The organism is Bradyrhizobium sp. WSM3983 (assembly GCF_000473045.1).
Taxonomy (GTDB): Bacteria; Pseudomonadota; Alphaproteobacteria; order Rhizobiales; family Xanthobacteraceae; genus Bradyrhizobium.
The window spans coordinates 28,660-53,930 of the sequence record NZ_AXAY01000030.1; the positions used below are offsets into that span (position 1 = coordinate 28,660).

A 25,271-nucleotide genomic window follows, 5' to 3' on the forward strand; every position below is an offset into this window, starting at 1 on the left:
CGAGGAAAAGCTTTTCGCTAGGCAATCCGGCCCCCTCGAAAGTCATCCGTTAAGAAGCCGATAGTGATTGGTTAGTGATGGCGGCGATGAGGGCTGTCAGGATGAGGTACCAAAAAAGCCCTTAGCCAAGCGAGGATGCGGCGGAAGTTGTGGCCCACAGCTGAGAGAATGGCGTTGGCGGCATCGCCGACACGGCCTTTGAGGTAGCGGCAGCCGAGATTAGCTTGGGCATTCAGGTGTCCGATGATGGGCTCAATGGCGGAGCGGCGGCGGAGTTCACGCTTGATGGTGCCGAAGACGCCGCGCCTCTGGCCGGAGATGAGGACACGGCGGGGATTTTGCGCGTCGTGGCCGCGGTAGGATTGTCGCAGCCTGATGCCGTGCCTTCTCGCCAGGCGGCTGAGCCCCATGATCGCTGCATGCAGCAGCTTGGCATCGGTCGGAAAGGTGATGGCCTTGGGCTGCACCGTGGCGTCGACCGTGACCCGTTTGAGGTCCCGGCTGCGTAACGCGCCGGCCGCGTGCTCCACCCAAAGGCTCTCGGCCAACAGCAGTTCCAGCTTGTCGCCGCCGCTTGCGCCAGTGGCTCAGGTCCGAGCGCTCGTGCGGAAAGGCGCGTTGGGGAGAACTCTTCGCCGAAGAATTGGAAATACGGGTCGCGGACTCAGCGCTCGCACGCGCCCTCATCGGACAGCCCGAGCAACAGCAGCCCGATCATGAAGCGCGTCTCGATGCCGGGCCGGCCGTTCTCGCTATAGAGCGGCGCGATCTCGCCGTCGATCCAGTCTCAATCGACCTTGCCGGCAAGCAGAACCAGCTCGTGCTTCAGATTCATGATCTGGTCCAGCCGCGCCCGGAACAGATCGTTCGATCCCGTCGTCTTGCGCTTCTTCGGCCGCATCGTCCCCTCCGATGCACCACAGAATCATAGCTCGCAACGACGGGGAATCCGCAAAACGAAATTGCAAGGTTTGGAGTTCCCAAGCACGCCAAATCGCTGCAATCTCAAATGCCTCCGTATCCAAAAACATGACTCCCGCTCAATCGCTTAGAGGCTTGTTCACGGGACGACTCGAAAACTCATGACCTCGGTTCCACTCTGCTGCAAGAGGCGCGCCGCGACCGCCTGTTGCGAATCGCGCGCTTCTGACACGCACTCCGCCGCCTATCTCGGCGTTCGTGAACCTAGTTTCCTACAGTACACCTATATTCAATTTTTGAGATGCCAATCGGCTACTCTTCCTGATCGCGGCTAGTCGCTTATTCAGGTAGTCAACAGACGCCTCGTCTAGCCCATCAAACATAGCGGAGTTGAGGGCTTCTCTCTTGATTGATAATTTCGAAATTTCGGCACGCGCCTTTTCAGTCAACGACATCTGAACAAATCTTGCGTCGTCGGGCGAAGGCACGCGGGTTAGAAACTGCATGCTCTCTAATCTCTTGGTTTGGTTGGTAACAAAGGCTGGATGTATCCGTAGCTTATTCGCCACGGCTATCCCCGAGACCCCGCGTCCCTCATCGAGCTCGTCAATGGCCATTAGAATTAACCACTGCGGTTCGGTTATTCCTAACAATTGAGCCCAGCGCTTGTGTATCTCCTCGAGCTGGGAGTGTATCTCGACGATGTTCCAGATGAAGTCTCTAACGGCTCTGTCGAGCTGTTCTTTCCCGGTCATTTTGGTCGTTCCGCCAAAAAACTTCAGTATCACCGCGCGCGCGATGGCCCCACAAAGTAACAGGTACCCCCCTTCGGCTAGTCAAGGAAGGTCACTCAAGGCATAGGCCCCATGTAATAAGACAATTGATCAATGCAATTGGATGACTAGGATCATTTCGGAAGCCCATCCGCCGAATTCATGTAAGGCCCTCCAAATAGCAGCAGGGCCCGTCCCTAAGACCATCTTTTTGCGCGATTTTGGATACGATTGAGGCGCTCGACGCGACATGTTGCTGAATTGATACATTCCAGCTTCAAGTGAGGGGGATACCAAATAATTAATTGAATTAATTGATATAGCTAAGTACATATAGTTCGACAACGAGGGGGCGCCTCGAAGTCGTTCCGTCGAGCAACCCTGCCCGTGGGGTGAGGTCAGCAGCGGCGGATTTTTGAAGGACGGAAACGACGTTTCCAACTTGGAGGTTCATCCATGAAACTGACGAAGCATCTCATCCTGGGCTCTGCGGCCATGCTCGCTGGCGCTGGAGCGGAGGCGGCTGATCTTCCTGTGAAGGCAAAGCCAGTCGAGTACGTGAAGATTTGTTCCCTGTATGGCAGTGGATTTTACTACCTGCCGGGTTCTGATACTTGCATCAAGATCGGCGGTTATCTGCGTGTCCAAACCTCGCTGAACACGAACGGTCTCTATGACGCACCCAGTAGCGGTTTGGGTGGCGCGAGAAATCGCCTCAGTAACTACTACACCACTGGCTCCCGTGAAGATCTGAACATTGATACACGCACCGCGACCGAATACGGCGTGGTTCGCACCTTCTTTGATGCTGTCTTCAATTGGAATTCGGGTGGCTATGCTGGCGCTGCCAGCTCTGCCGTGAATGGCTCGACCATCTATACCGGTACTAGTGCGATCTCTGGCGGTACGCTTGGTGTCTACTACGCTTTCATTCAGTTTGCTGGCTTCACGTTGGGTAAGGCGCAGTCGCAGTTCTCGTCGCCTTGGACCAACTATCCGGGAAACAATTTCGACGCTTTGCCGGGCGGCGGCGGCTGGGACGCCGTGAACCAGTTTACCTATACCGCTGACTTCGGGCAGGGCATCACGGCCTCGTTCTCGGCCCAGGATCAAGTCAACCATGACACAAGCAACATCTGGAATGTGAGCGCTGCGACGGCGCTGGGTCTCGCGACCGGCGCGTACGGTGCCAACGACATCGGCAGTTCGCGGTCTCCTGACCTCGTTGCCATGGTTCGCGTTGACCATGCCTGGGGTCTCTTCCAGGCTTCGGTCGCCGCACATGACAATCATGCTGCTTACTATGGTGCGGATGAGACGACCGGCCATCCGGGCGACAAGTGGGGCTGGGCTGGTCAGCTGGCATTGTCGATCAAGAACCTCCCGACCGGTGCGGGTGATACCATCAACATGTCAGGCGTATATACGAATGGTGCAAGTCGTTACAACTTCCAGGACTATATGTCGACCACCTACGCAATGTACGGTGGCACGGGAATAGCGGGTGCTTACCAGAGTGTCGGCCTTGCAGGTCTCTCTGACTCAGTCTTCGTGGCTGGCTCCGGCCAGCAGCTGACCGCGACCTACGGCTTCCAGGGTGCCTATACCCACAACTGGGATCCCCGCTGGAACACCGCTCTCTACGGCGCATGGGGTGCTGTGCGGTATAACAGCACGGCTAAGGGCTATATTTGCGGCGCGTTCGTCGCAACCCTCGCGCTTTCCAGCGGTCTTGGCGGCTGCAACCCCGATTTCAACTATTCGGCTGTGGGTGTAATCACACGCTGGACGCCGGTCAAGAACCTGACTTTTTCGGCCGACCTCACTTACATGATGCTCGACCAAAAGTATGCGAGCGGAAGCACTGTGACGCTGCCGTTGCAGTCGACTATCGCCAAGCCGGGTGCTGCGTATGAGCTGAAGGACCAGAATGCTCTCACTCTACTGCTTCGCGCTCAGCGTAACTGGTAGATCAATGTCAGCCTAGAAGGAGAAACGAAGCGGCTCTATAAATCTAAGTTTAACCTCCAAGAAGGCCTCCGGCATGCCCGCCGGAGGCCTTTTAAGTATAAATGAATTTTCTGCTGATGTTCTTATCTACGTGAATTTGCGAGCCGGCTATCCTACGTTCGCGCATATAGACCTGCATGTTCGCGGGATCGTGAGCACGGATTTCGCAGGATTGTGAGCAACTTTTCAACGGCTCAGCTCGCTTCGGCCGACAACCTCAACCGGCTTAGGAACTGTCTCGTCAGTGAACGAAAGGCCGATTCACATCCAGAGATTGTCGATGCGCCGGATCAAAGAGGTTTTCTGCTTAAAGCATGTTCAAGGCTTGTCGGAGCGAATCATCGCGCACACCCTGGGCAACGGTGCGGTGCACAGCTATCTGCGCCAAACCGGGGCTGCCGGGCTGAACTGTCCGTTGCCAGCCGGAATGACCGACGAGGACCCGGAGCTCTTGCTTTTCCCTGCGCCGAGGCCTGCATCGCAGAACCCGCAGCGGCGACGTCATCGACCCCTCAAGTGGGGAAGTGCAGTCGATGAAGCTGTTCGTCGCGGCAATGGGCGCTCCAGTTATACATACGCCGAGGCCTTGCCCAAGCGAGCGGCTCGCCGACTGGATCCCGGTTCACATCAACTTTTCGCCTTCCTCCGCGGCGCGCCGACATTCGTGGTCTGCGACAATCTCAAGGCCGCCGTCACCAATCCCGACCGCCACGATCCCGCCCTCAACCGAACTATGCCGAGATGGCGAGCCATTACGGCACCGCCATTCTCGCAGCCCGGCCGCGATGCCCAAAGTATAAGGCAAAGGTCGAAGTTGCAGCGCAAGTCACCCAGCGATGGATTCTGGCGCGGCTGTGCAACTAACCAACGCTTCTTTTCATTGGCGGAGCTGAACACGGCCATCAAAATACTCGTCGTCGAGCTCAATGCTCGGCAGATGCGCGACTTTGGCGCCAGCCGCGCCGAACTGTATGCCGAGCTCGATAAGCGCAAGCTCACAAAGCTGCCTGACCCGGCTTCCGCTTTCGCGCGCTGGAAGCGATGCCGGGTCGGCCCGTATCGGCTCATCCGTGAGCTCGTCGATGCGCGCATCGACGACAGAACGGTCGAGATCTTCCACAACGACCGGATCGCCAGCCACGCCCGCGCGCCCAACCGGCGGGGCCATAGCACCATTACTGACCACATGCCCAGCGCCCATCGGCACTACGGCCAATGGGCTCCCGCCAGAGTGATCGCCGACGGCGAGCGATCGGTCCGTCGACCGCTGCCCTGTTCCAGAGCCCTGATCGCGGGTGCTGATCGGAAGATGATCCGCTATCGCTCCAGCCCCCGCCGAACTCGGCTCTACGCGGCCGATTGCGCGATATCACCAACGAGCGGCGGCGTTTCGGCTACCGCCGGTTGTTCGTCCTGTTGCGGCGAGAGGGAGAGCCATCGGGGATCAACCCAGCGTTACCGCGAGGAAGGGCTCACCGTCCGCAAGCGACGGACTGGCCGCAAAGCTGTGGGGGCCCGTGCCCCGATCGTGGTCGAGGCGAGGCCCAACGCGCGCTGATCACTGGACTTCTTCCACGACCAGTTCGCTAACAGCCGGCGCTTCCGCATCCTCAACATCGCGGACGACGTCACCAAGGAATGTCTGGGCGCAATTTCGGATACTTCCATCTCGGACCGACGGCGTCGCCCGCGAGTTGACGGCGATCGTCGAGCGGCGTGACAAACCCGGTATGTCGTGTCCGATCACGGCACCGAATTCATCTGCAATGACATGCTCGCCTGGTGCAAGGAAAAGTGTCATCGACTGGCATTTTATCGCGCCGGGAAGCCGATGCAGAACGGCTTCGTTGAAAGCTTGCTGCGCGCGGCGCGGTTCCCTCAGTTCAAGGCCGGCCCGGCTCACCAGCCTGTGTGTGCTCTTCGACATCTTTGATCTCGTCGAGCAGGCACTCGGCGGCCAAACCTATCTCCCGAAAATGACCAGCGTGGGGTGAGAGGGCTCCGGTGGGTCTCTTCTCTCTCCTAGGATTGTCTCGTGCGCGATACGTGCGCTGACCTCTACCCCAGTTCGATGCGCTTTTGCACAGTTCGTCGCCGTGCGTCCACAGCCAACAATAGCTCGCCCACCAGACGCGACCGCATCTCACATCGCATGCCGGTCGGACTGAGTTACCACGGCCGCACAAGAGGCGCGGTAAAGCTCATTTCACGCAGAGTTTCGGCTTGGATCGCCGGAATGAGCCGAAAACATCCATCAGATCGTGTTTCATATGACCAGCATCGAGCTTTCAGGGTTTGTCGACGAAGCACGCATGAAAACGTGGACGAATGGTTGCAGCTAAGAGGATTCGCCAGGAGACGAAGAGCAAACTTGCTCGATAGTGTTCGGGGCGGCCTTCCTCTCGAGAATCATCTCATCGACGGTTACGTTCCCGTGTGAGGCGGCGCGAGTTTTTACGGCAGGCAAGGCGTGTCATTGCGTTCTCTCTTGGACCGTTTGCGCTCGCGGCTGAACGCTGGCACGAGCCTGCGTCCAGCCAGGCGCTACAATTCGGATCGCCTGCCAGGCGCCAACGATCAGATCATGCGAAGCCATAGAGCTGAAACAGCTCGCCAAAAAAGGGAGACTACCATGAGATTGAGCCAAATATTTCGATCTCGATGCGGTTGGCTTGGCCTCTCTCGTGAGAATGGGCGAAGTAACGCTCTCGGAATTGACGCATCCAATTCGGGAGGTTCACCACGAAAATCAATCCCCGCCTCAATGCTGCCATTGCAGCTCCCTCTCGGATCCAATCACCATGACTGAGATAGACTCGCTCACAGCCTCGGACGCAGTCGCCCAAGCCGCCGCGGTACGCCGGGGCGATGTCGCTCCTGTCGATTTGGTAGAGGCCGCGATTCGGCAGATCGAGCGCCTCGAGCCAGAGATCGGAGCTTTGGTTCATACTCGATTTGAGGAGGCGCGTAAGGAAGCGGCGAGTGCAAACTTGTCGGCGCCTTTTGCGGGCGTGCCTCTGATCCTCAAGGACAGTCTTTCGAGTACGCAAAACGGAATCCCGTATTTTGCAGGTAACCGCGTCCTGAAGGAGCGCCCCTACATCTCGCCGGCGGACTCACCAATTGGTGCGCGCTTGCGCAAGGCTGGCTTCATCACCGTGGCGGTCAGCAAGACGCCGGAGCTCGGCTTTTCTACGACCACCCAGCCGGCGGCCTTTGGACCGACGTGCAACCCGTGGGATCTCCGCTACTCGGTGGGCGGCTCTTCGGGCGGTTCGGCAGCGGCTGTCATGGCGAGAATGGCTCCAGTCGCGACAGGGGGGGACAGCGGCGGATCCATTCGGATACCGGCCTCGTTTTGCGGAACGATCGGGCTGAAGCCGACCCGCGGGCTCGTCCAGTTGCCGGAGCCCAACATCAATGATCGGATGCATGCATTCGTCCTGACACGCACCGTACGAGACACGCGAGCCTTGCTGGGCGTTCTGGCGGGCGAAGATGCGAGGTGCCTCTTCACGTCAGGGGCGAGACCAAAGCATCCTACGAACGGTGGTCCGCCGGACCTGCCGCGCCTTCGCGTCGGCATCGCGAGGACGATGGGGGGCGTAGAGGCGCATCCGGATTGCCACCGTGCAGTTGATGCAACCATTCCGGTCCTCGAACGTCTCGGCTTCAGCGTCGCGGATACCGCACCGTCGATCTTCGCGGCGAACGACGCACTCTGGGGCGGCGACCACGACCTTCTTACTGTAGGGGCCATCGGTGCTCTCGGTCATCTCGAGACTGTCGCGGGACGGGCGATACGGCAAGACGAAGTTGAGCCATTCTTGTGGGAGACGGCACATCCTGCGGCCGGAATGCCAGAACTGGAGGGTTACCTTCTTGCTGCGAAACGCCGAAGATCTTGGGCGGTTTCGGCCATGGGCTGGTGGAACGACTACCATCTGCTCGTCTTACCAACGGTCTGCGAGCCGCCCGTTCTGATCGAAGCGCGGGCAAAGGAGACCATCGCGCAAACTACCTTGACCGAGATGCGGCAGATGGCTTTCTCATTTCCGTTTAACCTAACAGGTCAGCCCAGTATTTCGCTACCGCTTCACAGCACAGCAGAGGGCATGCCAGTGGGAGTTCAGCTCGTAGCCGATATGGGCGCCGATGACCTGTTGCTGACGGTTGCCGAGCGACTGGAGATGATGTTGCCTTGGAACCATCGAGAGCCACCGACGATGCGGCGGCCTTCTAGCGCGCCGTCCAACGAGTGACACCGACAACGCGAGCACGGCGCTTCCATGTTGCAGCCCCAGATCAGTCAATAGGCATCGGCGGAACACCACAATCTTCTTGCCGGATGCCGGCGAGTCAACGGCGGATGATGCGGCGTGTTGCGCCCGGGCGCCGGTGCGCGCCCTCACCACAATCGTCTTGACCTCAAGGCTTCCGCCGTCCCCCAAACTGTACGGCTGTCGGTCGCCTAGATCGTCGACCGTATCATCGTGCTGCGCGACGACCTTCCGCGAGGTCGACTGGACCGGCGGCATCCTCACACAGCCGAATAATGACTTACTTGCCGGAACCCGAGCGAGCGAGATCTCATCGATGACCGTCACCGATCTGAAGCGGCTGCTTCCAACGGCACGTGCCAAATCATATTGTCGACCTCGGCTTTCGAGATTGCCCCCGACCTGCGTCATGGTCGACTGTGCTCGATCGTGGGCGCGAATCGTAAGATGACTAGCTATCGTCCCAGCCGCCCTCCGGACGTGGCTCTGCGCGATCTCGCCACGCGCGGCGGCGTTTTGGCTATTGCCGGCTGTTTGTCCTGCTGCGGCGAGAGGGCGAGCCATCGGGAATCAACCGGATCTACCGGCTTTTCGCGAGGAACGCTCGCCGTCCGCAAACGGCGGGCTTGCCGAAAGGTTGTGGGGACCCCCTGCTCCGATCCAGGTCGACGCGAGGCCCAACGCGCGCTGATCGCTGGACTTCGTTTCATGATCCGTTCACCAACGGACGACGCTTCCGCATTCTCAACATCGTTGACGACGTCGATCTGCAGGCGGCGCGTTGCCCGTGAGCTCACGGGCATCGTCAACCCACGCGCGCGCGATCCTGAGAAGCCACGCGGCGTTGCCGAAATTGAGCCACCGCTCGATCCCGTCATCAGCAGGTTCGAACGCCGGAATGCGGTGATGCGAGCGCAGCGATGTGACGCGCTCCCGCTCCAACGGTAGCCGTTACCAGTGACAAGGCCATTCCTATTGGGTATGCCGGCGACGAGATCGTTACTGTTGATTGCATCTAGTCGTCCAACACACAACCAGTGTGTGCAACGTGAGTGGCGCAACCGCCGGGCTTGCGGCCGGTGCGTGTGGTGTGAATGATATCGGTGGAGTACGCTCTCCTGACCTCATCGCCATGGTTCGCGTTGATTAGGCTCGGGGCCTCTTTCAAGCGTCGGGTGCCGCGCATGACGCCGTTTGCTATGGCGCCGACGAAACGCCGAGTCATCCGGGAGACAAGTGGGGCTGGCCTGGTCAGCTGGGCCTGTCGATCAAATATTCGGACCGGTGCTGGAGACACGATCAACGCGACTGGCGTGTATACGAACCGTCCGAGCCGTTACAGTTTCCAGCAGTATATGTCGGTCACCTATGCGATGTGCGGAGCTGCAGGTGTCGGAGATGCTTACCAGAGCATCGGTCTTGCTGGTCTTTCTAATTCTGTGTTCGTCACGGGCGTTTGACCTGCTGTTTCCCTTGCACGCGTAGAAACAGAATTCACTTTTCGTGGCCGCGCTGCTCACCTCGCGCGTACTCGCTGTCGATCCGAAGACTTATCCGCGCGTTGGGCTGAAGAGCTTTCCGCGGACCTGCCTGCGGCCGACAACTAGGTCGTTCTCGGCTTTGGCCCCGGATTACGCAGAAGGTGCTGGCAACCCTCGCGCAGGAGCGCGTGCGCCCCACGGGTTTCCTCGTCAGCAAATCCTCGACCGAGTTTCCCACTCTAGTCAGGCATATCGCTGCAGAAGGCCATAAGGTCGCACACCCTAGATGGTCGCATCAGATGGCTTCGAAGCTCAATTCGAGCAGGCGAAGGACGTCATTGATCGCAGTGTTGCGGCGGATGAAACAGGGCTCAACGGCCTCTCGCCCTTGACGCCGTTCTTCCGCTTCCCTTATGTCGATTTGACGCCCGAGCTGCTAGACCACTTGCGGTCACACGTCATCGTCGCGTTCGACACCGCCTTTTGGGCGAGCGATGGGGAGATCCCGGAGCAGGAACTGAAGAAGGTGGCCGAGCGGCTCGATACCGCAAGGAAGGCATCATTTTGCTGCACGATGCGCAGGCGCGGACGACGGCCCTGATGCGAGCACGAGCGTGAAGCCATTCTGGGATATTTTGATAGGCGTCCTGCCCAGCGAGCGCGCCCTCGGTTGCTAGACATTGATGGTTCGTCGGGGAGGCAGCAATGCGGCGGCTTTTTTGCGATCCGAGTGTCGTTGACCAGCTGTGCTTTTTCAACAGAACAAGATCGCCGAAGACGCGGAGCCTAAATGGTGCTAATGTGAAAGAGGCACAATCTTTCGGCTAATCCAGCTAGTGGCTCTGCACAGTGATTTTGACGGGTTGCGCCCCGCGGCGGTCAGATTAGCTCCGGCAGGCTTTTGGGATCAACGAGGACCTCGATACTGCGAGGGGTCCTGGGCTGTCTCTTGATGAGGCCAGCGCGTTCCAGCGTCAGCACCATCTGGTGAACCAACGGCGGGCTGACGCGGAAATATTCCTGCATGTCCGTTTCGGCCGGGGGCCTGCGATGCAGCCGGGTATAGAGGTGGATAAAAGCCAGATACTGCCCCTGCTTGGGCGTGGAGGTTTTTGCCGTAGGACTCACGCCGGCCATCCGATTCAGTTGTTCGTGCGTGCCTCGAACGAGGAGGCACGCCATGAATGTACGCTATCGGGTCGAACTCAGCCAAATCGAGTGCACTGAACTCAGGGCGCTACTCAGCGGCGGCAAGCATGCGTCCCGCAAGCTCAAGCGGGCACAGATTTTACTGGCCGCTGATGGCGGAGCCAGCGACGAGGAGATCGCAAGGAGCGTCGGTGTGGGCGGCTCGACCGTGTACCGGACCAAGCGGCGCTTCGTGGAAGGCAATCTGGAGCGGGCGCTGAGCGAGGAGCCGCGTCCCGGAGCGGAGCGCAAACTCACGGGCAAGGAAGAAGCCTTGCTGGTGGCGACATCCTGTACCAGTCAGCCAAAGGGCCGTGCCCGCTGGACGCTCGAGCTGCTGGCAGGCGCAATGGTCAAGCTCGCCGAACACAAGAGCCTGTCGCACGAGACGGTTCGGCGGCGCCTGGCCGAAAATGGCCTCAAGCCCTGGCGCAAGGACATGTGGTGCATTCCGCAGGTCGACGGCGAATACGTCGCCCGCATGGAGGACGTGCTCGACCTCTACGCCGAGGCGCCCGACCCCAAGCGGCCGGTGGTGTGCTTCGACGAAAGCCCGGTGCAGCTCATCGGCGAGGTCCGTCAGCCGATCCCGGTCGAGCCCGGACGGCTCGAACGTTACCATTACGAGTATCGTCACAATGGCACCGTCAACCTCTTCGTTCTCCTCGACGTGCATCGTCCCTGGCGCAAGGTCGCGGCGGGCGGCGGAAGACTATGCCCAATGCATGCGCGACCTCGTCGACATCCATTATCCCGACGCCGAGACGATCCGGGTCGTCCAGGACAAATCTATCGACCCATTCTGCCGGCGCTCTCTATCAGGCGTTCCCAACTGCCGAAGCCAGGCGGATCTTGCCGCGGCTCAAGTTCCACTACACCCCCAAGCATGCAAGCTGGCTCAACATGGTTGAGATCGAGATCGGCGTCTTCCGGGGACAGTGCCTCGATCGCAGGATCGACGGATTCTCGCGGTAGGCCAGCAGCATCGCGGCCCGCGACACCCGGCTCGCCGGTTCGGTCCTCGACCGCGAAAGAGCCGTCAACGTTTCAATCTCCTCATCGGTCATTGCCAACTCGACCGCTTGCCGCCATCCTGCCATGGTGAAACTCCTCGTTCAGTCAATCGCAAACGAGGAATCCACGAACACGCCTCCCGTTCCATGACCGCCAAGTTCACGGAATCGGTCGTCTAGTTCCGGATTGATGATAGTGGAAGAGTGGGCTTTGCCGAGGCGAATCAGCTTTTACGGAATTTGGTCCGCCGAACGTGATCAGGCCCGCGTTTCGCGTGTTTCGCGATTTCCTCGTCGTGCCTCCTCGATGCGCTTGCGGATACGCTGATAGACGCCCTAGGCACTGTTCCAGGTCGTTCGCCCGTCAATGGCAGGGCTGCGCCCGCTGTGTTCTGCGAAGCATGCGGCGTTACGTTCATAGATCGGTGCTCGTTGATGAAGTCGTCTGCATCGTAGCTTGTGCCTAGCGTGATCGCCGCTGTCTGTCAGCACGAGGCTCGATGAGGTGCAACGTTTCGTTTGGTATGCCCGCCAGCCAGCGTCAAGGAAGCGTCAACGATCAGGCCGTGACGCTTTCCATCAGCCCATCTTCGATGAAGCACACCTTCGTCTCCTTGCCTTTACCGTTGCGGTGAGCACTAGCTTCGAGGTCGGCGTCAAATTGCGGATGTCGTTCGAACGATTCTGGCCTGTAGGTTCGCTTCGGCGTCCGCCGCCTTGCGCTGGCGATTCGCGCGAGCTGTCCTTGGGCTTGACGCTCTTCATCGAGGCCCGGCCTCGATGGGCGTGCCATTGACCGAGACGTGACCGCTCGACAGATTCTTCGCATTGGGCCGTGCCAGCGCCACCGTTAGGAATTTGGCCGCGATGTCGCCTTCCAGCATCCGGTCGCGACGCTTCGAGAACACCGAATGGTTCAAGGGCCGCGTCGTGGACACCGATTCGAACGAACCAACCGAACGGCAGCTCGTTTTCCAACTATGCGACTAGAAGCCGCTCTGAGCGGATCGCATAAAGTGCGTGCAACGACGATCGCCCGCGGCCGCTTCTTTCGGCGGAATTGACGGCGGTCGATCGGCGGATCGAGAGCGGCAAACTCGTACTCTAGCGCCTGTTGGATCTCCTGATCGATCGCGCGCCTATGATATCCTCGCGGTTGATCGCCGGCTGGAAAAGCCTAAGCCTCCCCTTTGCAATGCGTTCGCGGGGTTGGGCGATTCATTGTGCCGGCTCGATCGTTCCAAAGCTCAGATCGTGTCTATTGCCTTCGCTCACATCAGCGCCTGCTAGCATGAAAACTTCGCTTTCTGCCAATCAAAGCAGAATTTCGGCAATGTGAGCCGTCACATCGGAGAAAATCGACTTGGAGCTTGGGTGAGTGTTTTGCTCAACAGATGAAAGCCGCAGTCGAGCGGGATCACGGCGTTAGGGATGGGAGGGAATCGCATGCGCTTCAAGTACACCAGTTCTTGCGCCGTCGGTCGCCGCGCGGTCGTAAAGGCTATGGTTTTCGGATCAGTTGCGCCCTGGGTCATGAACTCCGCGGCGCTCGCATCGTCGTGTGGCGATAGGATCGTGCGCGTCGGCGCTAAGTTGGCCCCTGCCTCATTGAACCCATTTGCCACATGGTCTTCTTTCTGGCCAACTGCGTTCACCTATGACTTCCTTGTCGGTGTGGATGCGCAGCGTCATCCAGACAGGAGGGGTTTCGCCAAAGCGTGGTCGGTTGCAGACGATAAGGTAACCTGGACTTTCAAGATCTGGCCCGGCATGAAATGGTCGGACGGAAGGCCTGCCACAGCCGGGGATGCCGCATTCACCTACAATTATCTGCGCGACTCCATAGGCACGCCCAACGAGCTGAACGTCGGCTGGAACAACACGACGGGATTGGAGAATGTGGCGTCCATAGCGGCCATTGACCAGGAAACCCTGCAAATTGTGACCAAGGTCCCCACTCGGTGGCCAACCGATAACGTCATAATGATTGTTCCAGAGCACATCTGGAAGGACGTTAGTCACGCCGCCGCGCGTAGCACATTCCGCAATGGGGCGCCGCTCATAGGGACGGGGCCTATGATCGTATCGGAGTTCCAGCAAGGTCAGTTCGTCCGCCTTACGCCAAACCAGTACTTCCGCACGGGGCAGCCGGCGACGGCAGGCGTGATCTTGAGCCTCTTGAATACAGCAGATTCCCTAGTCCAAGGTCTAAAGAGCGGTAACCTCGACTATGTTGCTAGTGTCACGGCGGCGCAATGGGCGGACCTCTCGAAAGATCCTAACGTTGCGGTTGGTCAATCGCGAATCGAGCAGCGGAATTTTCTAGCCTTCAACACTGCGTCTGGGCGCGGGGAAGGCAGCACGAAGGCCTTGCAGGATCCGGCGTTTCGCGACGCGATCGGTTATGCGATCGATCTCCAGACAATCGTCGATCGTGGCTTTCGCGGGCATGCCGACGCCGGCGTAGGGTTAGTAATGCCCGCGGCGGAGGACTATTTTTCCGACCTGAGCGATATAAGGCGCCGCTTCGATCTGAAGGAGGCGGCCCGCCGGCTTGATGCCGCCGGCTACAGGGACGCGAACGGAGACGGCGTCCGCGAGGACAAGGAAGGAAAAAGGTTTCAGCTTGAGCTAATCACGGGAACGGACTCGGGTACCCAAGAGATGCCGATCGCGGTGGTGCAGCTGATCGCCGGTTGGCTAGGACAAATCGCTATTCCCGTATCGGTGACCCAGCTCGATTCGGGAGCGCTCGGCTCCCGCCTGACAGCGCCGGAGAATGGTGGTGGAAAGTGGGATCTGGCTGTTGGCGGCAATTGGCTCTCTCCCGCTCCTCATGACATACTCGTCTTGGGCAAACGCGGCGACCGAAACAACCGCTCATACTGGAGCAACGAGCAGTTCGAGCAGCTTCTGTCTCAGGTCGATGTCACTGTAGATCTCAGGAAGAGCAGGGAGTTGGTGGATCGGGCGGTGCGCCTCATCTACACAGAAGCGCCTTATATTATGCTGTGTTATCCCCTCAAGCTCCACGCCCATCGGAAGGACTGCATTCAGGGTTGGGGAACTGAGGACGCTGTGTCGTCGTGGGGGTACTTCCCGTTTGATCGCCTGAAGGCAGTGTGATGGCCGGCAGTCTGCAAGGAGGCCGGACTAGCCGGCGCATCGGGCATGTCACCTTCAGAGCGATCTTAACACTCTTCATGGTGGCAATACTTAACTTCTTGTTGTTCCGGGTCATTCCGGGCGACCCCGCCGATATGCTATTGGCGGGGGCGCGCAATTCAGTCTCAGCCGAGCAAATCGAGTCCCAGCGCAAGAGCTGGGGGCTCGACAGACCATTGATCCCGGACCAGTTGCTAAACTACCTGTCCACGACGTTCCAGGGCGATCTAGGCTACAGCTTCAAGTTCAGCGGTAGGCGTGTCGCCGATTTGATCTTGGAGCGGCTGCCTGCCACCATCGCGCTGGTCGGCGTGGCACAAGTCATCGCTATCCTCTGCGGCGTTATGCTCGGCATCTATGCGGGCTGGCGCCGGGGAGGAGCCATCGATCATGTCGTCTCAGGGACCTCTCTGGCGCTGTATTCGACGCCTCCATTCTGGCTCGGCATGGTCTTGGTGTTGGTCTTCAGCACGGCGTTAGGGTGGCTTCCCGGCTACGGCTCCTATTCGCCGAGTGCGGCGACTGCGGATCTTCCCGACTGGCTAGGGGACCGTGCTCGCCACCTCGTGCTTCCGGTCCTTGCAATAGCGCTGGGGCTGATCGGGCAATATGTAGTAGTTGCCCGCGCGGCGATGAGCGACGTTGTGACCGAGGATTATATGGTGACCGCCCGCGCCAAGGGGTTGACCAGTGGTCAAATGCTCATGCGCCATGCCTTCCGCAATGCGCTCTTGCCGGTTGTAACGTTGGTAACGCTCAATCTTGGCTACATAGTGTCAGGCGCCATTACCGTCGAATCCGTGTTCGCGTGGCCGGGGATCGGCAGCCTGACAGTTGAGGCGGTCAACGGGCGGGACTATCCAGTCCTTCAAGGAGTATTCCTGTTGCTCGGTCTGTCGATCGTTGTCGCGAACCTCGTCACCGACTTAGCCTACGGCATTCTCGATCCGCGGGTGCGGTAACGACAGAGATGGTGATGACAAAGCTTACTGCTGAATCTCGCCGGCACCTCCGAACACAGGCGATAAAATCGTTCCTGCGGCGATTCCTCGGCCATAACGGCGCTTGGCTCGGTCTACTGGCCCTAGCGTTCTTTCTCGTGTTGGCAGCAATGCCCGGCGCTCTTGTAGGCCCCCTACAGACTGCGATCACCGCAACTGGTGACTTCCTCATACCGCCCTCAACCCAGCACCTGCTCGGCACAGACGAGATCGGGCGGGACGTGCTCAATCTCATCGTCCACGGTGCCCGCACATCGTTGACGATAGCGCTGGTGTCGACCGTGATCAGCCTGATAGTCGGAATCACCGTCGGCATGACTTCAGGCTATTATGGTGGCCGGATCGACGCTTGGCTGATGCGCACAACGGATTTCTTTTTCGTCATTCCATCCTTCGTGCTGGCTCTGGTTATCACGCCCGTGGTTTTGGAAGTAATTGGGCGAGGCGGAGACATCCTTGGTTTCCGCCCTTCTCTTTTCGTGATCATTCTGGTTATTGGCTCAACGAGCTGGGCTTTTGTTGCACGCATCGTACGAAGCCAGACGTTGTCATTGCGGGAACGCCAGTTTGTTGAGCGCGCCAGGGTCGTAGGCACCAATGATCTCAACATCATGGTGCATCATCTCCTGCCGCTCCTCGTACCGCAGGTCGCAGCCAATGGTGCCCTCGTCGTTGCCAATGCGATCTACACCGAGACTGCGCTCTCATTTCTCGGTCTCGGTGACCCCTTGCAGCCATCATGGGGCACCCTGCTTTCCCTCGCTGAGCGCGCTGGCGCCGCCAGCTCCGGAGCTTGGTGGTACTTCGGTGCACCCGGCCTGTGTGTGCTCATTGTCTCCCTCGGCTTCGTACTGGTCGGCAATGCGCTCGACGACACCTTCAATCCGCGCCGGAGAGCCATCCCGTGAAAAACCCTTGCCAACAAGCCAAAGCGCCGATTTTGGCGGTCGAAGGCTTGGCTGTCGACTACAGGCTGAGGGGCAGTTCATTGCCCACGATTCGGGACGTGAGTTTCGAAATCCAAGCCGGAGAGGCCGTTGCACTCGTCGGTGAATCGGGAAGTGGGAAGACCACGACCGCGATGGCAATTGCAGGTCTGCTGCCTCCCAATGCTGCAGTCAGTGGCGGCGAGGTGCGTTATCGCGGAGATCGACTCCCGATCGACGATGACGCTGCGATGCGTCCACATCGTTGGAGCGAGATCTCCGTCGTCTTTCAAGGCGCAATGAATGCACTCAATCCCGTTCACCGCATTATTAAACAGATTGCGGAACCATGCCAGCTTCAGCTCGGCATGTCTCGTGACGAGGCGATAGCGAGAGCAAGGGAACTGCTCGAACTCGTTGGCATCTCGGCGGAGCGCGGCCGCGCTTATCCTCACGAACTGTCGGGTGGTATGCGCCAAAGGGTGATGATTGCCATGGCACTCGCGTGTAGTCCCTCGATCGTAATAGGCGACGAGCCGACGACGGCTCTTGATGTCATCACACAGGCGCAGATTCTCAAGCTGCTGACTGCATTGCGATCGCAGCTAAATCTCGCCTTGATTTTGATCACTCATGATCTGTCGGTAGTAGCTGAGTGCTGTGACCGCGTGATGATCATGTATGCCGGTCGCCTCGTCGAGGACGGTAGCGTTGCCGATATTTTTGCGAATCCCAAGCACCCGTACACCAAGCTGTTGATTGAATCGATTCCTAATCCGGAACACGGCAAACGGATGGTTCGGCCCATCCCAGGCGATCCCCCGACCTTGCAGCACCGGCCGTCGGGCTGCGCCTTCCGTTCACGCTGTCCGTCTGCCATGCCGGTTTGCGCGACCGAAGTTCCCAATCTTAAGAGGTGGGAGCAGGGGCGCGTCGCCTGTTACCTTCACCCACCCATGAAACATGAAGAGAAGGCGTTAGCGAATGCCTGACGCTCCCGATATCCTGCGTTTGGAGAACCTGCAGGTTCATTTCCCTGGCCGAGGTGGGGTGCTGGACCATATTTTGGGACGGCCTAGCGCAGCCGTTCGCGCTGTAGATGGTGTCGACCTTGCCGTCCGGCGTGGCGAGATCGTTGCAATCGTTGGAGAATCTGGCAGTGGCAAATCGACCCTCGGCCGTGTCATCACCAAATTAATTCAGCCAACTGGCGGTAGATTGCTGTTTGACGGTGACGATGTGACCTCGATGAAGGGCTTTTCGGCACTGCGTCCTTACCGGCATCGTGTGCAAATGATTTTCCAGGATGCCTATCAAGCGCTCAATCCGCGACACACCGTCTTCGATATTGTGGCAGAACCGTTGCGATCGCTGCGGCTGGTTACGGACCACACCCAGCTCACCCAACGTGTCAGGCAATCTCATGCGGCGGCGGGCCTCAATCCTCCCGAGGAGTTCTTCGCACGCTTTCCACACGAACTGTCCGGTGGGCAGCGCCAGCGAGTCGTGATCGCCGGAGCGCTTGCCGTGGCGCCCGACCTCATCGTGGCCGACGAACCGGTTTCTATGCTTGACGTCTCGATACGTGCACAGATTCTTCAGGTCCTGATGGACCTCCGGCAGCAGCGGAACATGGCGCTGCTGTTCATTACCCACGACCTGCCCGTTGCATGGTTGATCGCCGATCGAATTGCGGTCATGTACCTTGGGCGGGTGGTAGAGACTGGCACTGCCGACGATATCACCTTCCGCCCCCGTCATCCGTATACTGTCGCGCTTAGAAACGCCACGCCGCACGTTCGCGGACACTCGGATCGAGAGAAGTTGCCAGCACTAAAGGGGGAGATTCCAAGCGCCGCACGCATACCGAATGGGTGTCGTTTTCATCCACGTTGTCCGCTAGCCTTCGCTCGCTGCCGCGAAGACGCGCCGCCAACCATTGAAGTGGGCCCAGAGCACACCACTGCTTGCTGGTTGATGAAGTGAAGGCGACAACAGCAGCAAATCACTTCTGAAGCCGTAATTTATCAAGAGACGAAACGATCATGAAACAGGCATGCGGACGCGGTCTCCCCGGGCTGATAACTCCACGGCTTCACCATCTGCAGGAGCGACGGAGGAAACACATCTGTCACTGACGGGTATCTAACATCACGCGTATTCGAGGGCCAATGTACTGCTGATCCCTTTCTATCACGCTGCCAGAGACTCTATCCGTTGCTGTCTCTGTGGCATGCGGTCGACCGGTCGGCGTTGTCGACCATGTCCGCGGCCTTCTCGGCGTGCACCCGTCGCTAGCCTGCCATCAGTGTGCGATCGCCGAGGGCCTGTTGTACAAGGCGATCTAGGCTCAGGTCATTGGCCTGCCCTCGCTCGCTCAGAGCGCTTAATCGCGCCTTCAAGCAGTCTCTGTAGCAACGCAGCGTATGAGATGCCCGCTTCCTCCATCATTCTCGAAAACATGCTGAACGGATTAAGGCTGGGAATAGTGGTCACCTCGTTAATCAGTAGTTCCCCATTGGGTCGTAGAAAAAAATCCACCCGCGCCAATGCCTCACAGCAAATCACTCTGAAGGCTTCGCAACTCAGCGCGCGCATCCGATCAGCCACCGCTTCATCAAGCTCCGCCTTCGTTTTGACTATTACTCCCTTCCCCTCGATTTTCGCCTGATACGTGAAGAAGGCGTGCTGATCAGTTGGAATTATCTCACTTGGCCATGAACAGAATAATTCGCTCGGTCGCTCTGCGTCCTGTAAAATCGCACACTCGAGCTCGCGCGCCTGCACGTACTCCTCGACTAAGACCTTGCTACCATAGCTAAACGCGAGGTTGACGGCAGGCTGAAATTCTGATTCGCAAGTTACCTTGCTGATGCCGATAGAAGAATGAAAACTTGCCGGCTTTACAAATACCGATCTGCTGCAGAGCGCTTCTTGAGCAAACTGAAACTTCACCTCTTCTTGAGATCTCAGAGCCAGAGACCGTGCGATCGGAAGACCAGCGTCGCGCAATATTCGTTTGATGATTTGCTTATCCATGCATATCGCTGGCGCGGGCAACCGGGATCCTACAAAGGGCACCTGCGCTGTTTCCAGGACACCTTCCAATACACCGTCCGGAAGCATCGGGAATACTACGTCAACGTGACATATTCTGTTATCATCGCTGCAGCGGTCGACAAGTGCTTTGCCGCCCCCTCCTGGCAGGAACATTATTTGAGGACCCGACGAATCCAATTGTGAGGGAAAGTTCTTCGTATTCTCCTGCAGTCGCCACGTGCCATCTCGTGAGACACCGACCAGTATCGGATTATAGCGTTTCCGGTCTAAGGCTTCGTAGATCAATCGAGCAGATCTCATTGACAGATCGTACTCAGCAGATCGACCGCCAAACATTAATGCCACGTTTAGTATGGTCATCACAAACGTTCCTGTGTGGTTCGGACAAACTTATCAACGCGCGAGCGTAATAAGCATAGCGTGAAGCAATCACCAGCAACGACGATCTGCAACTACTAAAAGGGAGAGGGCTTTGGCGAACAGGGAATGTTGCCGAGATCAGCGACTGACAGTTGGCAGTCTTTCCGAGAGACGAGGCATATTGCGGCGCGACACGGACCGAATGCGATCCCTTCTTCGGCAAGGCGGTGTCGTCGATGACCAATATCGCGGTTACTCGGCATCAATCCCCAACGGGTTTTGCGGCGCAGATCAGCGCAGAGTGATCGGCCCAGCAACCCCGGCCAGCTCCACTGATCACCCGATGCTCCGGCGCAGTCCTATCGTCGTCACCACTTACTCCGGCCACGTCACCACGACCCTGGCCTTTTCAGTGTTTCGACCAAAGATTCTCCGAATATTTCGAGACCTTGATTTAGTGTCTCAGAGTCGATTGTGAGTGCAGGCAAAAATTTTGCGACCTGATCATCAGGTCCGCATCGTTCGAGAATCAATCCCTTCTCAAATGCTTTCAGTGCCGTAGCCTCAGCGATTTCAGCCACTTGGCAATCGAACCCCAACGCCATCCCCCGCCCTCGAACAGCAAAACCGTTTCCATGTTCGGATGCAATAGCCTCAAGTCGGCGCCGCATGTCTTCTCCCGTCCGTTGAACACCCTGCGAGAAAGTCCGGCTACGCCAATAAATGTTTATAGCTGCGGTTGCAGATACAAGCGCAAGGTTGTTTCCTCGAAAGGTGCCTGTGTGCTCTCCAGGCCGCCATGCGTCGAACTGCTCTTTTATCAACAACATTGATAATGGCAGACCGTACCCACTTAGCGATTTCGACAGCACGACAATGTCTGGCGACAACTCCGCGAACTCGAAGCTAAAGAATTCGCCTGTGCGACCACAGCCCACTTGGATATCGTCAACTACGAAAAGGGCCCCAACACTTCTTGCTATGGCCTGAATTGACTGCAACCATTCCCTGCCAGCTACGTTGATACCTCCTTCTGCTTGCACAGTTTCGACAAGAATGGCAGCTGGAAGGTCGATGCCACTGCTCTCGTCCAGCAGTGCCTTTCGCAGGTAGTCAGCCGTGTCAACAGCTGAACCAAGATAGCGATCATACGGCATGAAAGTTGCGCCGGACAAAGAAACGCCGCTACCCGTCCGGTAAAAACGATTACCGCTCGCAGCAATCGCTCCTAAACTCATGCCATGATATCCTTGTGTGAATGAAATGATATTTTGTCGCCCTGTGACCTTGCGTGAGAGTTTTAACGCTGCCTCAATAGCATTAGCACCTGTGGGTCCCGTGAACTGGAAGCGGTATTGCAGACCCCGTTCCCGAAGTATGACAGAATTGAAGGTCTCCATGAATTCGAGTTTTGCAGGAGTGGCCATGTCAAGCCCATGGACCACAGCATCCGACGCTAGATACTCAGTAATTGCAGCTTTGATCTCATGATTGTTGTGACCGTAGTTCAGCGCTCCGGCACCAGAAAAGAAGTCAATGACCTTTCGACCATCCTCCGTTAACATAATGGAGCCGCGCGCTCGACTGAAAATAGCCGGAAACGAACGTGAGTACGAACGAACGTTTGACTCCAGGGCTTCGAGTACTCTCAGTTGGCGTGGCTCTCTGACTGCTCCGCCCATGGTGGTCTCCTCGGCAGGTAAATGGTTCAATTGACGTGCACGCTTGTCAGATTGCGCGAGCTGTAGACATACCTGCCAAAAGTGTACGGCGTTTCACGTGTATCCCAAAATGGCTCCGCTCATTTAGCGGAAAGCCGGGAATAACGAACCTGCTAATGCTGGTAGTCTCCTGTGATTCAGAGTGAGGTATTACCCTGCACGTAGGCGCCCGTCGTCCATTTCGAAAATCGAAATGCCCTTCAGTTTTTGATGACGGTTTCCGAGCTGCGGTATGTGCGGGGAGAGCAAGCCTGCCGTGTCGTGCTCGAGTGAAGTGGTCCCGGTTGTCTAAGCAGCAATTCCACATCGACAAAAGGGAGCTTCTGCCAGAGTAAGGTCGCGGTCTCACGTCACGATCACAGATCCCCATCATTTCCATTTTGGACGCAGGCTTTCAGTCATGTCGGAGGGGAGGGCACGCCGTCCCGCTTATTAGCGCCGATCAACGGGCGGCGGCGGTCGCTCCGTATTGCGTCGTCCGATCTCGCCGAAGCGCTAACGAGGTTAGGCCTGGATATTCTCAATCTGCCGCGCATTAGCGCAGCTTGATCCGATTAATGGAACATTTGAGCGCGACCCACGCTCGATTCGCGCTCCGCTTTTGCGGCCTTCAGCTCGCAGATAATGGGTAGCGAACAGGTCCAAGCCGGTGGCGCCCATCTGTGACGCGTAGTTGCGCGGGCTAGCGCATGAGTCCGCGTCGACGGCCGATCGCGAAATCAGGGCAGAATTGTATCGGTGAAAGATGAGGCCATCTGTCCACCGAAGCAAGCGGAGCAGCGTGACTTTCATAAGATCGATATCGGCTTCGCGGCACTGACTGACGAGTGGGACGGTTCGCCATCCCTGATTCTCGAGTTCAGGGAGACCGCAAAACTCTCGTGGCCGACGCAACTGCGAACGCAGAAGACCGCCATAAGATTGGCCAGACGCTCCTCCGGGCGCAGTGTTAAGTCGTCCGCTTGCAACCCGATTTCAGGATCATGTGGAACAGCTCGTTTTTCCACTGCATGGCTTACCAGTCTATCTTCTCGGTCGCCTCGGAGCCTCCGCGGACGGAAAGGTCCGTGATCAGCTTCCACCGATCGTCTTTCGGCCCTTCGGCGCGCGCGTTCGTTGACGTGGACTACCGTCAAGCTGAGCGCGGGGTAGTGTTTCTGCTAGCCGATTAGAGGCAGAACCGTGATACGTTTCTTGATCTCCAGCGCGGCTTTGGTCATCTCGCCCTTGTCGTCCCTCACCTCGATATGATGCAGGCCTTTGACGCGGGTATCTTCCATCTCGTCCGCAATTAATGCCCGCCATTGCCCGCCAGCCGATCGACGCAGGTGCGGACAAGGAAGGGAGCGCCGAGGCCCTGCGTCAGGCAGTAGAATTCGTAGATGTCACTTTCGCGGTCGCCGACATGGATGCAACGCTCCGGCTGTCCGAGTCGTTCGACGGATTGTCTCAGATTGTCGAGTCAGCGGGCACTTTCCTTCTTTTCGTTGGGAACGCGCGTCGGGTTGATCTTTCTTCTTGAGCTGGGCTGTGCCCTTGAACTGTTTCGTGTCCGGAATTTCACCGCCGCCAGTCCCAAGGGCAGGCCTTCGGTAGTGACCGCGAGGCTGGAATGCATCAGCATTCCGTAGATCGTGTGAGGTGCCACCTCTGGTCTTTGTCGCGGCCGCTATTGACCCTCTTGGTCATGCCGATGGCGTTCGTGTTCGCCCGCTGGTAGGAGAACTCCGTTATATCCTGGAACAGAAGAATCGGCCCGTACAATCATCGTAACGCGTGCACGTCGCGGTGAAGTGGCCACTAAGGATATCGGCCTCTTTCATGCGCTCGTTAGCGAAGAAGCGGTAGGCCGCCTTCGAATTCGCCCAGTCCAGGCATGCGAACGGTACGCTGCCGCTCATGCCGTCACTGATTTCTTTATAAGCTCGCCAAATCGTCGACCAAGCGAGCGTCTTTGAACGCAGTTTCGTCGATCTCACGCTCTGTCCAATGCTTGATCGCGCTTGCATCCCCGTGATCCTGGCCTCCAATCGGACATGCCGAACGAGATGGTGTCACACTGCTTGAACGCATGAAGCACCCCGCTGCCACGATTCAGGTGCTCAGCAATAAATCGTTGCTCCGCCACCCGCACACTTCTCGGCTGGTATGGCGACGGGATCGATGTCGAGCAGCACCCACATAGCGGCCGCCCTCACGCCGACGATATCGAAGCCACCGAGAAGGTCGCCGATTCCAATCGAGCTGGTCTATGTCGAAAACGGTTACTACGGCCACAGAACGGCCAACCCATGGCGCGTCATCATCTCCAAGCGCGGGTTTGCGGTGTCATCAGAGCGCCGCCGATCCTCCATTGGGCCTGTGATCGGGGACATGACTACCGCTGGCAACCTCGGCCAGGCGAATGCCACGACAAGAATGCCGCCAATGTCGTCCTTCCCGCGTTCGCCCACAACGCTTCGCTTCGTCCTCGTCTGGTTCAGGATGCTGCTGCCGCGCATCCTGAAAACGCATTTGCCAGTCAAACGTGCAAGGTGATTACCAGCAGTTGAACATCTGTTGCGATTATCGGAGCTTGAGCGCCGGTCCGGAGCGATCCTATAGCGGAATGCAACAATTTCCGCCTCGGTCAACTACCAGCGCTAGTAATTGATCTGGATAACTGAAGGCTGTCATCTATTGCTGAATGAAATTCCGTTACGCGAAGGAACACGATCCACCCTCGAAAACGGGGCGGGAGCATACTTCAAGGATGGAGGTCTCGGGGACCAAGCGGTCGAAGACGCTGGAGGCAACCGGGCGATGATGATGATGATGATGATCTTCAACGTCTTTCAGACGATTGGCTATTACGGTTATGCAAACTGGCTACCAACGCTCCTAATTAAACAGGGCGTTACGGTCACGACCAGCCTCGGATATACGACGCTGATCGCGTTGGCTGTGCCGGGACCGTTGCCTGGAATCCTTATCGGTGACCGCTTCGAGCGCAAGCGTGTCATCGTCGCGATGACTAGGCTCAACGTAGTGTGCAGCCTGTTGTTCAGTCAGGCCTCCAGCGTCGTCACCATCACTATCCCGGGTGTCTTGCTTACGCTTGCGGGCAACATCATCTCGGATAGCTATCATACGCAGCAACAGCAGTTGCTCCGACCGATATCAGGGCGCGTGCCGCGGGTTCGTTTATTCCTGGAGCGTGCTCTCGGCGGTCTGCAACGCAATCCTGATTGCGTTCATGCTCGAAAAGCCGGAGTGCTCGGCGTATTTGTGTTCATCGGCTGCGCGATGATAGTCGTGATACCGGCGATTGGTCTGATGGGGCCGAGAACTCGTGGTCTCGAGCTCGAAAAGATTTCACATTAGTGGTGATAC

17 protein-coding genes and 7 pseudogenes are annotated in these 25,271 nt (G+C 58.0%); 16 read left to right on the forward strand and 8 right to left on the reverse strand.

The window, feature by feature from the left end:
• Positions 1 to 71: 71 nt before the first annotated feature.
• A pseudogene (locus YUA_RS45665) lies at positions 72 to 901 on the reverse strand (transposase).
• 292 nt (positions 902 to 1,193) lie between these two features.
• Complete coding sequence (locus YUA_RS0132190; protein ID WP_027534385.1) at positions 1,194 to 1,676, reverse strand: MarR family winged helix-turn-helix transcriptional regulator; 483 nt, start codon at positions 1,674 to 1,676, stop codon at positions 1,194 to 1,196.
• Between the two features lie 474 nt (positions 1,677 to 2,150).
• On the opposite strand from YUA_RS0132190, the gene YUA_RS0132195 reads away from it, so the two are divergent.
• From YUA_RS0132195 to YUA_RS47210, 7 genes and pseudogenes are all read left to right on the forward strand, one after another.
• Positions 2,151 to 3,665 (forward strand): porin, encoded by a 1,515-nt coding sequence (locus YUA_RS0132195; protein WP_027534386.1) that lies wholly within the window; start codon positions 2,151 to 2,153, stop codon positions 3,663 to 3,665.
• Between the two features lie 298 nt (positions 3,666 to 3,963).
• A pseudogene (locus tag YUA_RS45670) lies at positions 3,964 to 4,988 on the forward strand (hypothetical protein); the annotation flags it as partial.
• A 4-nt stretch (positions 4,989 to 4,992) separates the two neighbouring features.
• Positions 4,993 to 5,559 (forward strand): annotated as a pseudogene (locus YUA_RS50435) (DDE-type integrase/transposase/recombinase); the annotation flags it as partial.
• Positions 5,560 to 6,505: 946 nt separating this feature from the next.
• The gene (locus tag YUA_RS45675; protein WP_051383487.1) at positions 6,506 to 7,966 is read left to right on the forward strand and encodes an amidase; all 1,461 of its coding nucleotides are present in this window, start codon (positions 6,506 to 6,508) and stop codon (positions 7,964 to 7,966) included.
• Between the two features lie 420 nt (positions 7,967 to 8,386).
• A pseudogene (locus tag YUA_RS48995) lies at positions 8,387 to 8,806 on the forward strand (IS3 family transposase); the annotation flags it as partial.
• Positions 8,807 to 9,626: 820 nt separating this feature from the next.
• Positions 9,627 to 9,857, forward strand: coding sequence for a polysaccharide deacetylase family protein (locus YUA_RS52775; RefSeq protein WP_371259924.1), 231 nt, complete (start codon positions 9,627 to 9,629; stop codon positions 9,855 to 9,857).
• Complete coding sequence (locus tag YUA_RS47210; protein ID WP_027534388.1) at positions 9,752 to 10,066, forward strand: hypothetical protein; 315 nt, start codon at positions 9,752 to 9,754, stop codon at positions 10,064 to 10,066. Before YUA_RS52775 ends, YUA_RS47210 begins: the two co-directional genes overlap by 106 nt.
• 278 nt (positions 10,067 to 10,344) lie before the next feature.
• Here YUA_RS47210 and YUA_RS0132220 read toward each other — a convergent pair whose 3' ends face one another.
• Positions 10,345 to 10,602 carry a LexA family transcriptional regulator gene (locus YUA_RS0132220; protein WP_051383497.1) on the reverse strand — a complete coding sequence of 86 codons (258 nt, stop codon included), beginning with the start codon at positions 10,600 to 10,602 and terminating at the stop codon, positions 10,345 to 10,347.
• Positions 10,603 to 10,645: 43 nt separating this feature from the next.
• On the opposite strand from YUA_RS0132220, the pseudogene YUA_RS49005 reads away from it, so the two are divergent.
• Positions 10,646 to 11,610 (forward strand): annotated as a pseudogene (locus YUA_RS49005) (IS630 family transposase); the annotation flags it as partial.
• A gap of 395 nt (positions 11,611 to 12,005) precedes the next feature.
• Here the strand turns inward: YUA_RS49005 and YUA_RS52020 are convergent.
• Positions 12,006 to 12,819, reverse strand: a pseudogene (locus YUA_RS52020) (transposase); the annotation flags it as partial.
• Between the two features lie 293 nt (positions 12,820 to 13,112).
• On the opposite strand from YUA_RS52020, the gene YUA_RS0132240 reads away from it, so the two are divergent.
• The 5 genes from YUA_RS0132240 to YUA_RS0132260 are packed head-to-tail and all read left to right on the forward strand — an operon-like array spanning position 13,113 to position 18,744.
• Positions 13,113 to 14,792, forward strand: a complete 1,680-nt coding sequence (locus YUA_RS0132240; protein ID WP_027534391.1) for an ABC transporter substrate-binding protein — start codon at positions 13,113 to 13,115, stop codon at positions 14,790 to 14,792.
• Positions 14,792 to 15,793 (forward strand): ABC transporter permease, encoded by a 1,002-nt coding sequence (locus tag YUA_RS0132245; RefSeq protein WP_027534392.1) that lies wholly within the window; start codon positions 14,792 to 14,794, stop codon positions 15,791 to 15,793. The genes YUA_RS0132240 and YUA_RS0132245 overlap by 1 nt, the downstream gene beginning before the upstream one ends.
• A gap of 14 nt (positions 15,794 to 15,807) precedes the next feature.
• Positions 15,808 to 16,740: an ABC transporter permease gene (locus tag YUA_RS0132250; protein ID WP_027534393.1), complete on the forward strand. Its 933-nt coding sequence runs from the start codon at positions 15,808 to 15,810 to the stop codon at positions 16,738 to 16,740.
• Positions 16,737 to 17,750, forward strand: a complete 1,014-nt coding sequence (locus YUA_RS0132255; RefSeq protein ID WP_027534394.1) for an ABC transporter ATP-binding protein — start codon at positions 16,737 to 16,739, stop codon at positions 17,748 to 17,750. The genes YUA_RS0132250 and YUA_RS0132255 overlap by 4 nt, the downstream gene beginning before the upstream one ends.
• Positions 17,743 to 18,744, forward strand: a complete 1,002-nt coding sequence (locus tag YUA_RS0132260) for an ABC transporter ATP-binding protein (RefSeq protein ID WP_027534395.1) — start codon at positions 17,743 to 17,745, stop codon at positions 18,742 to 18,744. Before YUA_RS0132255 ends, YUA_RS0132260 begins: the two co-directional genes overlap by 8 nt.
• A gap of 369 nt (positions 18,745 to 19,113) precedes the next feature.
• On the opposite strand, the gene YUA_RS0132265 is transcribed toward YUA_RS0132260, so the two are convergent.
• From YUA_RS0132265 to ectB, 3 genes and pseudogenes are all read right to left on the reverse strand, one after another.
• The gene (locus tag YUA_RS0132265; RefSeq protein WP_027534396.1) at positions 19,114 to 20,178 is read right to left on the reverse strand and encodes a D-alanine--D-alanine ligase family protein; all 1,065 of its coding nucleotides are present in this window, start codon (positions 20,176 to 20,178) and stop codon (positions 19,114 to 19,116) included.
• Between the two features lie 103 nt (positions 20,179 to 20,281).
• A pseudogene (locus YUA_RS52780) lies at positions 20,282 to 20,428 on the reverse strand (transposase); the annotation flags it as partial.
• A gap of 139 nt (positions 20,429 to 20,567) precedes the next feature.
• Positions 20,568 to 21,860, reverse strand: coding sequence for a diaminobutyrate--2-oxoglutarate transaminase (gene ectB, locus YUA_RS0132270; RefSeq protein WP_245285311.1), 1,293 nt, complete (start codon positions 21,858 to 21,860; stop codon positions 20,568 to 20,570).
• 1,333 nt (positions 21,861 to 23,193) lie between these two features.
• Between ectB and YUA_RS47220 the strand changes: the two genes are divergently transcribed.
• On the forward strand, positions 23,194 to 23,421 hold the full coding sequence (locus YUA_RS47220; protein ID WP_027534399.1) for a hypothetical protein: 228 nt from the start codon (positions 23,194 to 23,196) through the stop codon (positions 23,419 to 23,421).
• 208 nt (positions 23,422 to 23,629) lie between these two features.
• On the opposite strand, the gene YUA_RS52785 is transcribed toward YUA_RS47220, so the two are convergent.
• Positions 23,630 to 23,908 (reverse strand): transposase DNA-binding-containing protein, encoded by a 279-nt coding sequence (locus tag YUA_RS52785; RefSeq protein ID WP_156947402.1) that lies wholly within the window; start codon positions 23,906 to 23,908, stop codon positions 23,630 to 23,632.
• 154 nt (positions 23,909 to 24,062) lie between these two features.
• On the opposite strand from YUA_RS52785, the gene YUA_RS50445 reads away from it, so the two are divergent.
• Complete coding sequence (locus YUA_RS50445; protein ID WP_156947404.1) at positions 24,063 to 24,437, forward strand: hypothetical protein; 375 nt, start codon at positions 24,063 to 24,065, stop codon at positions 24,435 to 24,437.
• A gap of 264 nt (positions 24,438 to 24,701) precedes the next feature.
• On the forward strand, positions 24,702 to 25,262 hold the full coding sequence (locus YUA_RS45705) for a hypothetical protein (protein WP_156947406.1): 561 nt from the start codon (positions 24,702 to 24,704) through the stop codon (positions 25,260 to 25,262).
• Positions 25,263 to 25,271 lie beyond the last annotated feature (9 nt).

Excerpts from the sequence above, each read along its gene's own strand:
- YUA_RS0132250 (WP_027534393.1), top strand. The coding sequence starts at position 15,808 with ATGACAAAGCTTACTGCTGAATCTCGCCGGCACCTCCGAACACAGGCG.
- YUA_RS0132220 (WP_051383497.1), bottom strand. The coding sequence starts at position 10,602 with ATGGCCGGCGTGAGTCCTACGGCAAAAACCTCCACGCCCAAGCAGGGG.
- YUA_RS0132245 (WP_027534392.1), top strand. The coding sequence starts at position 14,792 with ATGGCCGGCAGTCTGCAAGGAGGCCGGACTAGCCGGCGCATCGGGCAT.
- YUA_RS45675 (WP_051383487.1), top strand. The coding sequence starts at position 6,506 with ATGACTGAGATAGACTCGCTCACAGCCTCGGACGCAGTCGCCCAAGCC.
- YUA_RS47210 (WP_027534388.1), top strand. The coding sequence starts at position 9,752 with ATGGTCGCATCAGATGGCTTCGAAGCTCAATTCGAGCAGGCGAAGGAC.
- YUA_RS0132260 (WP_027534395.1), top strand. The coding sequence starts at position 17,743 with ATGCCTGACGCTCCCGATATCCTGCGTTTGGAGAACCTGCAGGTTCAT.
- YUA_RS0132195 (WP_027534386.1), top strand. The coding sequence starts at position 2,151 with ATGAAACTGACGAAGCATCTCATCCTGGGCTCTGCGGCCATGCTCGCT.
- YUA_RS0132190 (WP_027534385.1), bottom strand. The coding sequence starts at position 1,676 with ATGACCGGGAAAGAACAGCTCGACAGAGCCGTTAGAGACTTCATCTGG.
- YUA_RS0132265 (WP_027534396.1), bottom strand. The coding sequence starts at position 20,178 with ATGACCATACTAAACGTGGCATTAATGTTTGGCGGTCGATCTGCTGAG.
- YUA_RS52785 (WP_156947402.1), bottom strand. The coding sequence starts at position 23,908 with ATGCAAGCGCGATCAAGCATTGGACAGAGCGTGAGATCGACGAAACTG.
- YUA_RS50445 (WP_156947404.1), top strand. The coding sequence starts at position 24,063 with ATGTCGAGCAGCACCCACATAGCGGCCGCCCTCACGCCGACGATATCG.
- ectB (WP_245285311.1), bottom strand. The coding sequence starts at position 21,860 with ATGGGCGGAGCAGTCAGAGAGCCACGCCAACTGAGAGTACTCGAAGCC.
- YUA_RS45705 (WP_156947406.1), top strand. The coding sequence starts at position 24,702 with ATGATGATGATGATGATGATCTTCAACGTCTTTCAGACGATTGGCTAT.
- YUA_RS0132240 (WP_027534391.1), top strand. The coding sequence starts at position 13,113 with ATGCGCTTCAAGTACACCAGTTCTTGCGCCGTCGGTCGCCGCGCGGTC.
- YUA_RS47220 (WP_027534399.1), top strand. The coding sequence starts at position 23,194 with ATGCCCGCCATTGCCCGCCAGCCGATCGACGCAGGTGCGGACAAGGAA.